13 protein-coding genes are annotated in these 12,801 nt (G+C 58.4%); 10 read left to right on the plus strand and 3 right to left on the minus strand.

The window, feature by feature from the left end:
* Positions 1 to 31 precede the first annotated feature (31 nt).
* Positions 32 to 1,255 carry an MFS transporter gene (locus ACP15F_RS03080; protein WP_424939380.1) on the minus strand — a complete coding sequence of 408 codons (1,224 nt, stop codon included), beginning with the start codon at positions 1,253 to 1,255 and terminating at the stop codon, positions 32 to 34.
* A gap of 189 nt (positions 1,256 to 1,444) precedes the next feature.
* Here ACP15F_RS03080 and ACP15F_RS03085 point away from each other — a divergent pair, with 189 nt between their 5' ends.
* The 6 genes from ACP15F_RS03085 to ACP15F_RS03110 all read left to right on the plus strand — a co-directional run bounded on the left by ACP15F_RS03085 (position 1,445) and on the right by ACP15F_RS03110 (position 6,768).
* Positions 1,445 to 2,530, plus strand: coding sequence for an ABC transporter ATP-binding protein (locus ACP15F_RS03085; protein ID WP_424940931.1), 1,086 nt, complete (start codon positions 1,445 to 1,447; stop codon positions 2,528 to 2,530).
* A gap of 215 nt (positions 2,531 to 2,745) precedes the next feature.
* The gene (locus tag ACP15F_RS03090) at positions 2,746 to 2,961 is read left to right on the plus strand and encodes a twin-arginine translocase TatA/TatE family subunit (RefSeq protein WP_142852349.1); all 216 of its coding nucleotides are present in this window, start codon (positions 2,746 to 2,748) and stop codon (positions 2,959 to 2,961) included.
* A gap of 24 nt (positions 2,962 to 2,985) precedes the next feature.
* A complete protein-coding gene (gene tatB, locus ACP15F_RS03095) occupies positions 2,986 to 3,570 on the plus strand; it encodes a Sec-independent protein translocase protein TatB (protein WP_424939381.1) in 585 nt (194 codons plus the stop codon).
* A complete protein-coding gene (gene tatC / locus ACP15F_RS03100; RefSeq protein WP_424939382.1) occupies positions 3,567 to 4,535 on the plus strand; it encodes a twin-arginine translocase subunit TatC in 969 nt (322 codons plus the stop codon). The genes tatB and tatC overlap by 4 nt, the downstream gene beginning before the upstream one ends.
* A 170-nt stretch (positions 4,536 to 4,705) precedes the next feature.
* A complete protein-coding gene (locus ACP15F_RS03105) occupies positions 4,706 to 5,551 on the plus strand; it encodes an ATP-binding protein (RefSeq protein WP_424939383.1) in 846 nt (281 codons plus the stop codon).
* Positions 5,552 to 5,622: 71 nt separating this feature from the next.
* A complete protein-coding gene (locus ACP15F_RS03110; RefSeq protein WP_424939384.1) occupies positions 5,623 to 6,768 on the plus strand; it encodes a DUF2235 domain-containing protein in 1,146 nt (381 codons plus the stop codon).
* Positions 6,769 to 6,777: 9 nt separating this feature from the next.
* On the opposite strand, the gene serS is transcribed toward ACP15F_RS03110, so the two are convergent.
* Together serS and ACP15F_RS03120 are read right to left on the minus strand one after the other, a co-directional pair.
* Entirely contained in the window at positions 6,778 to 8,070 is a 1,293-nt protein-coding gene (gene serS / locus ACP15F_RS03115; RefSeq protein WP_424939385.1) for a serine--tRNA ligase, read from the minus strand.
* 61 nt (positions 8,071 to 8,131) lie between these two features.
* Positions 8,132 to 8,476, minus strand: coding sequence for a cupin domain-containing protein (locus tag ACP15F_RS03120; protein ID WP_424939386.1), 345 nt, complete (start codon positions 8,474 to 8,476; stop codon positions 8,132 to 8,134).
* Positions 8,477 to 8,667: 191 nt separating this feature from the next.
* Here ACP15F_RS03120 and yajC point away from each other — a divergent pair, with 191 nt between their 5' ends.
* From yajC to ACP15F_RS03140, 4 genes are read left to right on the plus strand one after another with little or no spacing between them, the layout of a single operon-like run.
* Complete coding sequence (yajC, locus tag ACP15F_RS03125; protein ID WP_424939387.1) at positions 8,668 to 8,997, plus strand: preprotein translocase subunit YajC; 330 nt, start codon at positions 8,668 to 8,670, stop codon at positions 8,995 to 8,997.
* Positions 8,998 to 9,055: 58 nt separating this feature from the next.
* The gene (gene secD / locus ACP15F_RS03130) at positions 9,056 to 11,686 is read left to right on the plus strand and encodes a protein translocase subunit SecD (RefSeq protein WP_424939388.1); all 2,631 of its coding nucleotides are present in this window, start codon (positions 9,056 to 9,058) and stop codon (positions 11,684 to 11,686) included.
* Positions 11,679 to 12,434 (plus strand): sulfite exporter TauE/SafE family protein, encoded by a 756-nt coding sequence (locus ACP15F_RS03135; RefSeq protein WP_424939389.1) that lies wholly within the window; start codon positions 11,679 to 11,681, stop codon positions 12,432 to 12,434. The genes secD and ACP15F_RS03135 overlap by 8 nt, the downstream gene beginning before the upstream one ends.
* A 10-nt stretch (positions 12,435 to 12,444) precedes the next feature.
* The gene (locus ACP15F_RS03140; protein ID WP_424939390.1) at positions 12,445 to 12,798 is read left to right on the plus strand and encodes an Mth938-like domain-containing protein; all 354 of its coding nucleotides are present in this window, start codon (positions 12,445 to 12,447) and stop codon (positions 12,796 to 12,798) included.
* Positions 12,799 to 12,801 lie beyond the last annotated feature (3 nt).

Here is a 12,801-nt window from a genome sequence, read left to right on the forward strand (position 1 = left end):
GCCCCGTCACATGACCAGAGCTACGGGCTTCTCAACCCCGGTCCCGAAGCTTGCCAAACAGCCGTCCCATAGAAAACGATGTGCGCGGCGTATAGGTATAGGGTGTACGATCTTCGCTGGTCGGACGACGGCGCATCCGCGCCACGCTGAAAACGACAAGTACCAGATGGCCCATCGCAACCATTGCAAATAACGCGGGTGGACCAAAGCTTGCGATCAGATTCGAAGCCAGCAGAGGCGAGGCGATGGCTCCCACCGCGTAATAGAACATAAGTGCGGCTGACAGCTCGATGCGTTCTTCGCTGCTGGCAAAGTCATTGGCATGCGCTGCTGCCACCGAGAAGATTGGAAAGGTGGTGAAGCCGAACAGCCCTGCGGCAAGAAAGACGCCCGCAACGCCGGATCCGGCCGCCAGTATCGTGATCGCGCAGCTGGCAATGGCGGCGATGGACAGCCAGACTAGCACCCAGCGGCGGTCATATCTGTCGGCAAGCCATCCCGTTGGAAGCTGAGCAAGGGCACCTCCCAGAACGAAGGCCGCCAGGAACCATGCCAGCTGGTGGGTCTCAAGCCCAACCTCGTTGCCATAGATAGGGCCAACCATTCGAAACGCAGCGGTCGTAATCCCCGACGTCACCACAGCCGCCACCGCCAGCGGAGAGCGATGCCACGCTAGCGCTGGGCGCAGCCGCGGAGTGGCGGGAGTGTGCGGCTCTTGGGTGCGGGTCAAAACCAAGGGCAGGATGGCCGCGCAGCAGGCAATCGCAAGGATGTTGTAGCTGATGTAGTGGGCGGGCTCTAACACAGCGATCAGCAATTGAGCGCTTAGGGACCCGCCCAGATCCACGATGCGATAACCTCCGGTCAACCGACCTCGGGTATCGTTCGTGACCCGTGCGTTGATCCAGCTTTCAATTACCGTATAGCTGCCGGCGATACACAGTCCTGTCGCCATCCTCATCACTGCCCAGGCATAGGGATCAATCCAGATCATATGTGCCAAGAGCCCAATGGCACCCAATGCGGCGAATCCCGCAAAGGTACGTGCATGCCCTACGGCTCCCATCAAGCGTGGCGCCCACCAGCAGCCCACGAAGAAGCCGATGAAGTGCGCGGAACCCAACAATCCTACCTGAGACTTCGTGAAGCCCAGCGTTAACCCCGACACCGCATCCAAAGGTGCCGCCCCGCCCGAGCTGAGCTGAAGCAGCACAACGGACAGCAAAAGGGGGGTAAAGCTTAGAAACAATCGCATCGGACACCTCGGTTCCCAAAAGCTTGGCAGCTTTGGCGTCTTGATCCGTCCTGTCCGCGACCTCTGACCCCTTTGGCTGTCGTTTTTCGCTGTTTCGCTTGCGGGGCGTCGGGGGGGCTGGTAAGCGAAGGAAACCTGATGGAAACAATAGGATTTGCGTCAGAAGGCGGGAAGGCACTGTAGATGGACATGACACCCCAAAGTACGGCTCGGCTGGAAGTGCGCGGGTTGAAGCGCAATTTTGGCGGGCTGGACGTGGTGCGCGAGGTGTCTCTTTCGCTTCAGGCAGGCCAAGTGACCGGGCTTTTGGGCCCTTCTGGCTGCGGCAAGTCAACAACGCTTCGGATAATTGCAGGCGTTGATCGCCAGACCGAAGGCGAGGTCTGGATCGACGGTCAGATGGTCGCTGGTCCCGGCGTGTTTGTCCCTCCGGAAAAACGCCATATCGGCTTGATGTTTCAAGATTTTGCGCTGTTTCCACACCTATCTGTCGGGGACAACGTCGCCTTTGGCCTGACTGGCACGCGGACCGAGAAACGCCAGCGGGTGCACGCTCTACTGGAAAAGGTCGGGCTTGGCACTTTCGTCGACAAGTTCCCACACGAGCTATCGGGCGGCGAGCAGCAACGCGTGGCCTTGGCGCGCGCACTAGCCCCAAAACCCTCGATCATGTTGATGGACGAACCGTTCTCGGGTCTCGACAATCGTCTTCGTGACGGGATCCGGGATGAAGCACTGAGCATCCTGAAAGAGGAAGGCGCGGCGGTGCTTCTGGTTACCCATGAGCCGGAAGAAGCGATGCGGATGGCGGACGAAATCGCATTGATGCGGGCCGGCCAAATCGTGCAACGCGGCGCACCCTATAACGTCTATAATACACCGGTCGATTTGCAGGCCGCCGCCTTCTTTTCCGACGTCAACGTGATTTCGGGGACGGTGGATGGCGCGTTGACCCAAACAGCCTTTGGTCAGTTTCTAGCCCCCGGCGTGCCGGATGGATCCACAGTGGATATCGTGATCCGCCCCCAACACCTGAAAATCGACTTTGACCGCGGCGGCGTCGGACCTAGCCCCACGCCCGACCACGGCGTCTGGGCACGCGGATTGGTGAAACGTGCGCGTTTTATCGGCAAGGAAAGCCTTGTAGAGTTTCAGATGGAGCGGGACGGCAGTATTCTGACCGCCTCGGTCCCGTCCGTGTTCCTGCCAAAGCCCGACACGCCCCTATGGATCGCCATCCGCCGAGACCGCTGTTTCGTGTTCCCTCGCCGCTGACTCGGCAGAATCGCTGCGCACCCAATGGGTAAATCCGGCCACCTGAGGCCGACTTATCTGACAGCTTGCTGACATCACGTGTCAGATAACGTGAAAACCCAACCGATTTCGCAGTTTTTTCCCTTTGGGGCTTTGAACTTCCCGCATGAAGCAATAAATGTTCAGGGCGATATATCTACGAAAGCCGCAAAAGCTTTCGGACTAGGGAGAAAAACATGCTCAACAATATCGGCCTTCCGGGCCTTCTGCTGATTGCCGTCGTGGTGCTGGTTCTGTTCGGCCGCGGCAAAATCTCGTCCCTCATGGGTGAGGTCGGCAAAGGCATCACCGCTTTCAAGAAAGGCGTGGATGACGGCAAGAAGGAAATCGAAGACGAAGCCGCAGAGGTGGCTAAGGACGTGACGCCCGAGACCGATAACGAAAAGGCGTAAGCCGCCCAAGGAAAGGCGCAGCCTATGTTCGATATCGGGTTTACCGAGCTTCTGGTCATTGGCGTCGTAGCCCTGATCGTGGTGGGTCCAAAGGATCTACCCGGCATGTTCCGCACGCTTGGTCGCTTTACCGCGCGTGCGCGTCAAATGGGGCGTGAGTTCACGCAAGCCATGAACGACGCCGCGGATGAAAGCGGTGCAAAAGACATTGCCAGCACGTTGAAATCGGCTACATCGTCCAAGGCGATGGGGTTGGATGCGCTGAACAAAGCCGCGGATGGGTTTGAAAAATGGGACCCGTCCAAGGCCCGGCGTGATCAGAAAGAAGCTGACGCTGCTTTGAAGGCAAAAGAAACCGAGGAAAGCGCGAAGCTGGCTGAATCCACGGCGAAGGCGGCTGAAAAGATCAGTGCAGCCAGCGCCAAGCCGGCCGCCAAGTCCGCAGACGACGCTGCCGCGAAGCCAGCAGCCAAGTCCAAGGCGGCCAAGAAACCCGCCGCGAAGAAGCCCGCCACCAAGAAGGCACCCGCAAAGAAACCTGCAGCCAAGAAACCGGCTGCGAAGAAACCTGCGGCCAAGCCCAAATCCACGGACACATCTGACGCATGAGCGACACTGACGAGATCGAAGACAGCTCGGCCCCGCTGATCGAGCATCTGGCCGAGCTGCGCACGCGGCTGATCCATTCCGCCGTTGCTTTCATCATTGGCATGGTGATCTGCTTCACGGTCTGGAACCCGATTTTTAACTTCCTGACCGAACCGTTGTGTTCGACCATGGCCAATCGCGGTCAGGATGATTGCGGGCTGATCCTGATCAAGCTGCAAGAGGGTTTCTTCGTCGCGGTTTCGATCTCGCTTTTTGGGGGCTTGGTTCTGTCCTTCCCCTATATCAGCTACCAGCTGTGGCGCTTCGTGGCGCCGGGGCTTTACAAGAACGAAAAGAATGCGTTCCTGCCCTTTATGCTGGCCTCGCCGATTATGTTCCTGATCGGGGCATCTTTCGCATTCTACGTGGTTATGCCGCTGGCGTTTGATTTCTTCCTTGGGTTCCAGCAAACCGGCAACGTCGCTGAAACTGGTGTCGAGGCGTCCATCGATTTCCAGGGCTCGGTGCAGGAATATCTGCGTCTATCGATCAAATTCATCGTGGCCTTTGGCCTGTGCTTCCAGCTGCCTGTGCTTCTGACCCTGATGGGCAAGGCCGGTCTGGTATCCTCGCAAGGTCTGGCGGATGTACGCAAATACGCTGTTGTCGGCATTCTGGTTCTAGCCGCTCTGGTCACGCCGCCCGATGTCATCACGCAGGTGATCCTGTTCGTCGTGGTCTATGGCCTCTATGAGATTTCGATCCAGCTGGTGAAGCGGGTTGAAACCAAGCGTGAGGCCGATCTGCGCGCACAGGGCCTGTGGTTCGACGATGACGACGAAGAAGTCGAAGACGAGTTGATGGCTGAGTTCGACGAAGATGACGATGAGGATGATAGTGGGGACGATGATCCCAGCGACGATCCCGAAGGCGGTCCAGATGATGACCCCGAGGATGATCCGGGCATGGTTGAGACCGGTCGCTAATCCTTCATCGACAAAGAAACACAAAAGCGCGCCAATCGGGCGCGCTTTTGCTTTCGGGGGGTGCTTAGCTAGCTCTAAAACCGCCGGGCATCTGCGTTAAACACTTTAAACCCCGTCCCATCCGCGGTTTAAAGGTTTGAAACTTTCTACCCGGATGAAGGATCACCAAGATGGCGGATCAGGACATGATGAAACGCATTGCCGAGGCTTTGGAACGGATGTCCCCTGCGCCTTTCGATGCTCCGGATTTTGACAGTGCAGATGCCTTTGTCTGGCATGTCTCACCTGACCGCTTGGAGCCGGTTCAGGATGTCTCGCGCGTGGCGTTAGACCTGTTGGTCGGTGTGAACCGCTCGCGCGACACACTCTTGGAAAACACCCTGCAATTTTCAAACGGATTGCCCGCCAACAACGCGCTTCTTTGGGGCGCGCGGGGCATGGGGAAATCGTCCTTGGTCAAGGCTGTACATGCCGAGGTTCTGAGCCGTGGTAAACCCCTGAAGATCGTGGAATTGCAGCGAGAAGACCTGCCGTCCGTGTCGCGTCTTCTGAACCTTCTACGCGGGTCTGAACATCGCTTCCTGCTGTTCTGTGATGATTTGTCCTTCAGCCATGATGACCAGCATTACAAGTCGCTGAAGGCAGTGCTGGATGGCGGGATCGAAGGCCGCCCGGACAATGTGGTTTTCTATGCCACCTCGAACCGACGTCACCTGATGCCGCGCGACATGATCGAGAACGAGCGCCAGTCCGCGATCAACCCGTCTGAAGCGGTTGAAGAAAAGGTCTCGCTGTCGGATCGTTTCGGTCTGTGGCTGGGCTTCCACCCCTGTGATCAGGACGAATACTTGGCAATGATCCGTGGCTACTGCGCCGCCTATGGTGTCGAGATCGACGATGACACCCTGTGGGCGGAAGCGATCGAGTGGCAAGCCACACGCGGCGCGCGATCAGGGCGTGTGGCGTGGCAATACTTCACGGATCTGGCGGGTCGTAAGGGCGTGAAACTGGACTAAGCCTGTCCTACCAAAAGGCTTCTCAACCATTCGTGGCGTGCTAAGGTTCGGTATCAAAATCCGAGGCTGACATGAAACGTATCGCCATTTTCTGCGACGGAACCTGGAACCGGTCTGACGCGCACAATCCGACACACGTGTTGCGTATTGCGCAAGGGGTGCGCCCTACTGCGCGGGATGGCATTACGCAGGTCGTTCACTATCTTCCGGGTGTGGGTAGCGGGCAGGGTGTTACCAAGCTGTCGCGGTTTATGGACCGGGTGCTTGGTGGCGCGCTGGGCTGGGGTTTGGATGATCGTATTCTGGAAGCTTACCGTGCCCTTCTGTTCACCTATGAACCCGGCGATCAGATCTATATTTTCGGCTTCTCCCGCGGGGCTTACACTGCGCGATCCCTCGCTGGCATGATCCGTACAGCGGGCATTTTACCGTCTAACCGAACTGACCTGATCCCTGAAGCGATGCGCTTGTATCGCGCGCGCGAGGGTCGCAACTCGCACCCCGACAGTGCGCCATCAATGGCTGCACGTCTGGCCATGTCGCCAGAAGTCGCAACCAGTCCCAAGGATGAGGACTGGCGAAAGGCCCAAGGGATCGACTGTCATCTTCTGGACATTACCTATGTCGGCGTTTGGGACACAGTAGGCGCGCTGGGTGTGCCAGCATTCCTCGGCCCGCTCGCTCGTTTTCTTAATGCGCGCTATGCGTTTCACGATGCGGATCTGTCGCGATCCGTCGGCGCCGCGCGTCACGCAGTGGCCATCGACGAACGACGCAAGCTCTTCCCGCCCGCGCTCTGGACCAATCTGGACAAACTGAACGGAGAGATCACAGGCAGCAACTCGCGCTATCAGCAACTTTGGTTTACAGGCAATCACGGGATCGTCGGCGGGTCAGGTGCTGCGCCAGAGCTGTCCGCCTTTCCAACAGCTTGGATCGTAGCAGGCGCGCAAGAGCGCAAGTTGGATTTCAACCCAGCGCGGCTTCAACAGCTGCTGATGGCCGCTGATCTGAAAGCTGACGATCGGGGTGCCGCCTTGCAGCCTGCTTGGCGTAACCTGTGGGGGCTTTTGTTGTGCGACCGCACGCTTCTTTGCGACCCAGACAGCCAAGAGATCCCGGCCCGACAGATTTCGGGTGCTGCAAAAGAAAGGGTGCGTCAGACGTCGTATCGTCCGCGCACCCTTGATCCCGTCATCGAGGATCTTTTGAAATAGACCAAAGGCTTAGGCCAGCTGACCTTCCGCTGTAATCCGGGTTTTGCCGCCCAGATAGGGGTGCAGAACTTTGGGTATGGTGACCGATCCGTCCTCTTCCTGACCATTTTCCAGAACTGCAATCAGCGCGCGGCCGACTGCAAGGCCCGAGCCGTTCAGCGTGTGCAGGTACACCGGCTTACCGCCTTCAGCGGGCTTCATCCGTGCGTTCATGCGACGCGCTTGGAAGTCGCCGCAGGTCGAGATCGAGCTGATCTCGCGATAGGTGTTCTGACCGGGCAGCCAGACCTCGATATCATGCGTACGGATCGCGCCGAAACCGATGTCGCCGGTGCACAGAACTACGGTGCGATAGGGCAGGCCCAAGCGTTCCAGAATATCCTCGGCGCAGCGGGTCATGCGCTTGTGTTCAGCTTCCGATGCGTCCGGCTTGGTGATCGATACCATCTCGACCTTTTCGAACTGGTGCTGACGCAACATGCCTGCCGTGTCACGCCCAGCCGATCCGGCTTCCGAACGGAAACACTGGGTGTGCGCCACATAGCGGCGCGGCAGATAACCTTCTTCGACCGTCGCGCCGTTGACAATATTGGTCAGTGGCACCTCGGCGGTCGGCACCAGCCACCAGCCATTGGTGGTCTGATAGCTGTCCTCACCAAACTTCGGCAATTGGCCTGTGCCGCGCATCATGTCTTCCTTGACCAGAACCGGGGTCCAAGTCTCGGTCAGTTCGTTGTCATTGACGTGCACGTCCAGCATGAACTGGGCCAGAGCGCGGTGCAGGCGGGCGACAGCGCCCGACAGAACCATGAAGCGCGAACCAGACAGCTTGGCTGCGGTTTCGAAATCCAGACCGTCCTGAACGGCGGGCAGCTCATAATGCTCAATCGGCTTGAACGAGAACTCGCGCGGGGTGCCCCAGCGGTTGATCTCGACATTGTCGTCTTCATCGTCCCCATCTGGCACGTCGTCGGCCACGATGTTGGGCAGACCCATCAGCAGATCGGTCAGCTTGGCGTCCAGCTCTTTCGCTTGCTCGTTCAGGCTTGCGATCTCGGCTTTCTTTTCACCGACGAGGGCGCGCAGGCGTTCAAACTCTGCCTCGTCACCCGAAGCTTTTGCAGCCCCGACGGATTTGGCAGCCTTGTTGGCGTCGGCCTGAGCCGTCTCTGCAGCCAGAATGGCGGCGCGGCGATTTTCATCCAGCGACAAAACCTCGCCCGACAGCGCCGAAAGGCCCCGACGGGCCATGGCCTTGTCGAATGCTTCGGGATTGTCACGGATCAAGCGGATATCATGCATGGATCTGTCCTTTGATTTAACCTGACGCGCATATGCCAGAAGGGCGCGCGCGGGGGAAGCCCTAAGCGAAGATGCGGATCACATAGTCCTTGCGCGTGGTTTCCAGAACCTCCCACGTGCCGGAAAAGCCAGGGCGGATCACCATGCGGTCGCCTGCACGTAGCTGAGTCTCGTTGCCATCAGCGTCTGTCAGTACAGAATGTCCTTCAAGTATGTTGAAATACTCCCACTCATCATAAGACACGTACCATTTCCCCGGCGTGGACTGCCAAATTCCGGTGAATTGATCCTCGGTTTCCTCTAGGGACCATGTGGTGAATTCGGGCGTGCCTGATATGAGTTTTTCTTCCGAGGGGTGGTCGATTTCTGGTGTGACATCCGACGTGATCTTGAAGGCAAGGGTCATGGGGGCTCCTGTGTTGCGGTATTTTGATCAAATTACGCAGGGTGGCGCGAAAGGAAAGGTCAAATAGCCCCCAATTGTTCGAAGAAATCGCGTGTACGCTGCTTGCTGGACAACCTACAGGCCCCCATATAGGGTGCGCCGGACAATTGGGCGGGGCGCGTAAGCCAGCCCGTGAAAGAAGGGATAAAACGATGTTTGTAACTCCTGCATTTGCACAAGCCGCGGGCGCCCCGGCTGGAGGAATTCTGAACGGGATGTTGGTCCCGATGGTGCTGGTCTTTGCGATCATGTACTTCTTCATGATCCGCCCCCAGCAGAAGAAAATGAAAGAGCATCAGGCGATGCTTGGCGCGCTGCGCAAGGGCGATCAGATCGTCACGCAGGGCGGTGTGATCGGCAAGATCACCAAGGTCAAAGACGACACCGAAGTCGAAGTTGAAATCGCGTCGGGCGTGAAAGTCCGTGTTGTGCGTTCGACCATCACGGCCGTCATGGGCAAGACCGAGCCGGTCGAAAGCTGATCGGCGCGGGTTTCCGACCCAACCAACTGAATAACAAGAATTTATAGGGCAGGGGCACATGCTTCAAATCGCAACTTGGAAACGTATTGTGATCTGGGGGCTCGTGCTCCTTGGCCTATATTTTGCGTCCCCGAACGGATTTTACGACCGGGTTGAGACGCATAATGATGCGGTCGCCACGATTGAAACTACCGGCACCACGGCCGAGCTTGAGGCAAACCGGTCGGCTTGGCCCGATTGGGCGCCGAATGCGCTGGTCAATCTGGGTCTGGACCTGCGTGGCGGTGCGCATCTGCTGGCCGAGGTTCAGGTCGAAGATGTCTATGAAGCGCGGATGGATGGCTATTGGCCGGAAATCCGTAACGCGCTGCGGGATGAACGCGCCACCATCGGGACGATCCGCCGTCAGGACAGCGCTCCTGCCGAGCTGCGTGTGAAAATCTCGAAACCCGAGGCCTTGCCGCAAGCGATTGAACTTGTTCGTGGTCTGGCCCAACCTGTGGTCAGCCTGTCGGGTGTCGGTTCCACAGATATTGAGGTAAACCCGGGCCGCGAGGGCGAGTTTGTCGTTACCCTGTCCGAGGCCGAGCGTGTTGCCACCGACGACCGCACCATTCAGCAATCGCTTGAAATCATTCGCCGCCGCGTGGACGAGGTTGGCACTCGCGAACCCACCATTCAGCGTCAGGGCGATACGCGCATTCTGATTCAGGTGCCGGGGATCGGGTCGGCCTCGGAGCTAAAAGAGATCATCGGCAAAACCGCCAAACTGACCTTCCACCCGGTCGTCAGCCGCACCACCGACGCGGCGACCACACCCGGTCCACGCAATGTAATCTATCCCTCGCTGGATGAAGAAGGTGTGCTCTATGTGTTGGAGCAAACCCCGGTTGTGACCGGCGAGCAGTTGAACGACGCGCAACCCGCTTTCGATCAGAACGGTCAGCCTGCGGTAAACTTCCGGTTCAACGTCTCGGGCGCGCGTCTGTTTTGTGACTATACCGGCGCCAATGTGGGTGCCCCGTTCGCGATTGTGCTGGATGAAGAGGTCATCTCGGCACCGCGGATCAACGAACAGATTTGTGGCGGATCTGGCATCATCACCGGTAATTTCTCGCTCGAAGAATCGACCAATCTTGCTGTGCTTCTGCGCGCAGGTGCTCTGCCCGCCGAGCTGACCTATGTCGAAGAACGCACCATTGGCCCGGAACTGGGGCAGGACAGCATCGATGCGGGCAAAATCGCGTCGCTCGTCGCCTTTGCAGCCGTTCTGATCTTCATGGTCGCCTCTTACGGCTGGTTCGGCGTGATCGCCAATATCGCTCTTATCCTGAACGTCGGCATGATCTTCGGCCTTCTGTCGATGATCGGGGCCACGCTGACTTTGCCGGGCATCGCAGGGATCGTGTTGACCATTGGTATGGCGGTGGACGCCAACGTGCTGGTCTTCGAACGTATCCGGGAAGAGCTGAAGGCCGGTCGCGGTCCCGCCCGCGCCATCGAGCTTGGCTATGAAAAGGCCCTGTCGGCCATTTTGGATGCGAACATTACCACCTTCATCACCGCAGTGATCCTTTTCATCATGGGCTCTGGCCCGGTGCGCGGCTTCTCGGTCACGCTGGGGCTGGGTATCCTGACCTCGGTTTTCACCGCGATCTTCCTGACCCGCTTGATGGTCGTCATGTGGTTTGAACGTAAACGCCCGCGTAGCTTTGAAATCAAAGGTATTCGCCTTGCTCCGCAGGGTCGCGTTTTCGACTTCTTTAAACGGTCGATTGCCACACTCGGCGCATCGGGCTTGGCTATGGTGGCATCGGTTCTGCTGTTCCTTGTGATCGGGCTGAACTTCGGCATCGACTTCCGGGGCGGCACGACGATCCGTACCGAAAGCACGCAGGCCGTTGACGTAGGTTCGTATCGTGACGCGCTGACGCCGCTCGCCCTTGGTGACATCTCGATTGTCGAGGTGAACGACGTGAACTTCCGCGCTGACCAGCATGTCAGCCAGATCCGTATCGAGGCCCAAGAGGGGCAAGAGGCGATCACGCCGGAAACCATGACCTTGATCGAACAGGCCTTGGTCCAAGTTGATCCCGCCATCACCTTCCCCAGCGTGGAAAGTGTCGGGCCGAAAGTCTCGGGCGAGCTGGTGACGACTGCTGTTCTGGCCGTTGTCGCGGCGATTGCGGCGGTTCTGATCTATATCTGGCTGCGCTTTGAATGGCAGTTCAGCTTAGGCGCAGTCGCAGCCCTTGTGCATGACGTCGTGCTGACCATCGGGATTTTCAGCCTGCTGGGCATCAAGTTTGATCTGGCCATCATCGCGGCGCTTCTGACAATCGTGGGCTACTCGCTGAACGATACCGTGGTCGTCTTTGACCGCGTGCGCGAAAACCTGCGTCGCTATAAGAAGATGGACTTGAAAGAGGTTCTGAACCTGTCGATCAATGAAACGTTGGCACGTACCATGATGACATCTGTCACTACGCTGCTGGCGCTGATTGCGCTGTACGTGTTGGGCGGCGACGTGATCCGCGGCTTCGTCTTCGCGATGATCTGGGGCGTGATCGTGGGTACCTACTCGTCGATCTTCGTGGCCTCGGCCATCTTGCTGCGCCTTGGTGTGAAACGCGACTGGTCCAAGCCTGATGCAACCGCTGGCAACCAGTTTGCTAACGTAGATGCCTGATCTGCTGATCCAAGCCCTGGCGCTGCCGGGGCTTGGCTGGCTTCTTGCCACTGCTTTTACTGCGGGGTTGGTACGCGGGTTTGCGGGCTTTGGCACTGCGCTGATCTTTCTTCCTGTTACGGCCCAGATCGTTGACCCGGTCTGGGCCATTGCCATTTTGATCGTTATGGATTTGGCTGGACCTGCACCAGCCATTCCGCGCGCGTTGAAGGATGGCCACCCGCGCGATCTGGTGCGCCTGACGATCAGCATGGCGCTGACCTTGCCCCTGGGGTTGTTCGCGTTGTTTGTGGTGGACCCGATCGTATTCAAATTGGCCGTGTCCATGGTCAGCCTTGCCATGCTGGCGGCTCTTGTCAGCGGTTGGAGGTATCAAGGACAGGTGACGCCAAAAACAGTCTGGGCGACGGGCGGTGCGTCTGGCCTATTGGGGGGCGCCGCTGGCATTCCCGGCCCGCCCGTCATCCTGCTTTACATGGCCTCGCCCCACAATCCGCGGGTGATCCGCGCCAACATCACCGCGTTCTTGTTTTTCTATGACGTTCTTATGTTGGGTGTTTTTCTGGCGCTGGGGAAGCTTCTGGGAATGCCGTTGGTTCTGGGCCTGATTGCAATGCTGCCCAATCTGGCGGGCAATCTTCTTGGCGGTTGGATTTTTAATCCCGCACATGAAAAGCTCTATCGTCGCGTCGCCTATGCGATCATTGCAGGATCAGCCCTGTCGGGGCTATACGCAGCCCTAGGATAAGGAGATCCCGATGCAGTTTCACGAAGTCCGATATGACAGTGCACAGCCAGTGGACAGCTATGGCCCAGGTTTCTTCCGCATCGCAGGCGAGGTGATTGAAGGACCGGTGCTGGTCACGGCAGAGACCGCAACCGGCTGGGCGGGGCTTGATGACATCGCCACCCTGACCGCCCTGAAAGACCAAATCGACGTGTTGTTTCTGGGCATGGGGGCCGAGATTGCGCACCCACCGGCGCCCTTGCGTGAGGCATTGGAAGAAGCGGGAATTGGCATCGAACCTATGGGCTCTGCCGCTGCCTGCCGAACCTACAACGTACTGATTGCCGAGGGCCGCCGCATTGCGCTGGCCGCCCTTCCGGTCTAAGGC

The sequence above is a fragment of the Aliiroseovarius sp. S253 genome, from assembly GCF_049800855.1.
Lineage (GTDB): Bacteria > Pseudomonadota > Alphaproteobacteria > Rhodobacterales > Rhodobacteraceae > Aliiroseovarius.

What these genes read in the sequence shown, in the direction of transcription:
- tatB (WP_424939381.1), top strand. Translation starts at nt 2,986, where the DNA reads ATGTTCGATATCGGGTTTACCGAGCTTCTGGTCATTGGCGTCGTAGCC.
- yajC (WP_424939387.1), top strand. Translation starts at nt 8,668, where the DNA reads ATGTTTGTAACTCCTGCATTTGCACAAGCCGCGGGCGCCCCGGCTGGA.
- ACP15F_RS03140 (WP_424939390.1), top strand. Translation starts at nt 12,445, where the DNA reads ATGCAGTTTCACGAAGTCCGATATGACAGTGCACAGCCAGTGGACAGC.
- secD (WP_424939388.1), top strand. Translation starts at nt 9,056, where the DNA reads ATGCTTCAAATCGCAACTTGGAAACGTATTGTGATCTGGGGGCTCGTG.
- ACP15F_RS03085 (WP_424940931.1), top strand. Translation starts at nt 1,445, where the DNA reads ATGACACCCCAAAGTACGGCTCGGCTGGAAGTGCGCGGGTTGAAGCGC.
- tatC (WP_424939382.1), top strand. Translation starts at nt 3,567, where the DNA reads ATGAGCGACACTGACGAGATCGAAGACAGCTCGGCCCCGCTGATCGAG.
- ACP15F_RS03080 (WP_424939380.1), bottom strand. Translation starts at nt 1,255, where the DNA reads ATGCGATTGTTTCTAAGCTTTACCCCCCTTTTGCTGTCCGTTGTGCTG.
- ACP15F_RS03110 (WP_424939384.1), top strand. Translation starts at nt 5,623, where the DNA reads ATGAAACGTATCGCCATTTTCTGCGACGGAACCTGGAACCGGTCTGAC.
- ACP15F_RS03120 (WP_424939386.1), bottom strand. Translation starts at nt 8,476, where the DNA reads ATGACCCTTGCCTTCAAGATCACGTCGGATGTCACACCAGAAATCGAC.
- ACP15F_RS03090 (WP_142852349.1), top strand. Translation starts at nt 2,746, where the DNA reads ATGCTCAACAATATCGGCCTTCCGGGCCTTCTGCTGATTGCCGTCGTG.
- ACP15F_RS03135 (WP_424939389.1), top strand. Translation starts at nt 11,679, where the DNA reads ATGCCTGATCTGCTGATCCAAGCCCTGGCGCTGCCGGGGCTTGGCTGG.
- serS (WP_424939385.1), bottom strand. Translation starts at nt 8,070, where the DNA reads ATGCATGATATCCGCTTGATCCGTGACAATCCCGAAGCATTCGACAAG.
- ACP15F_RS03105 (WP_424939383.1), top strand. Translation starts at nt 4,706, where the DNA reads ATGGCGGATCAGGACATGATGAAACGCATTGCCGAGGCTTTGGAACGG.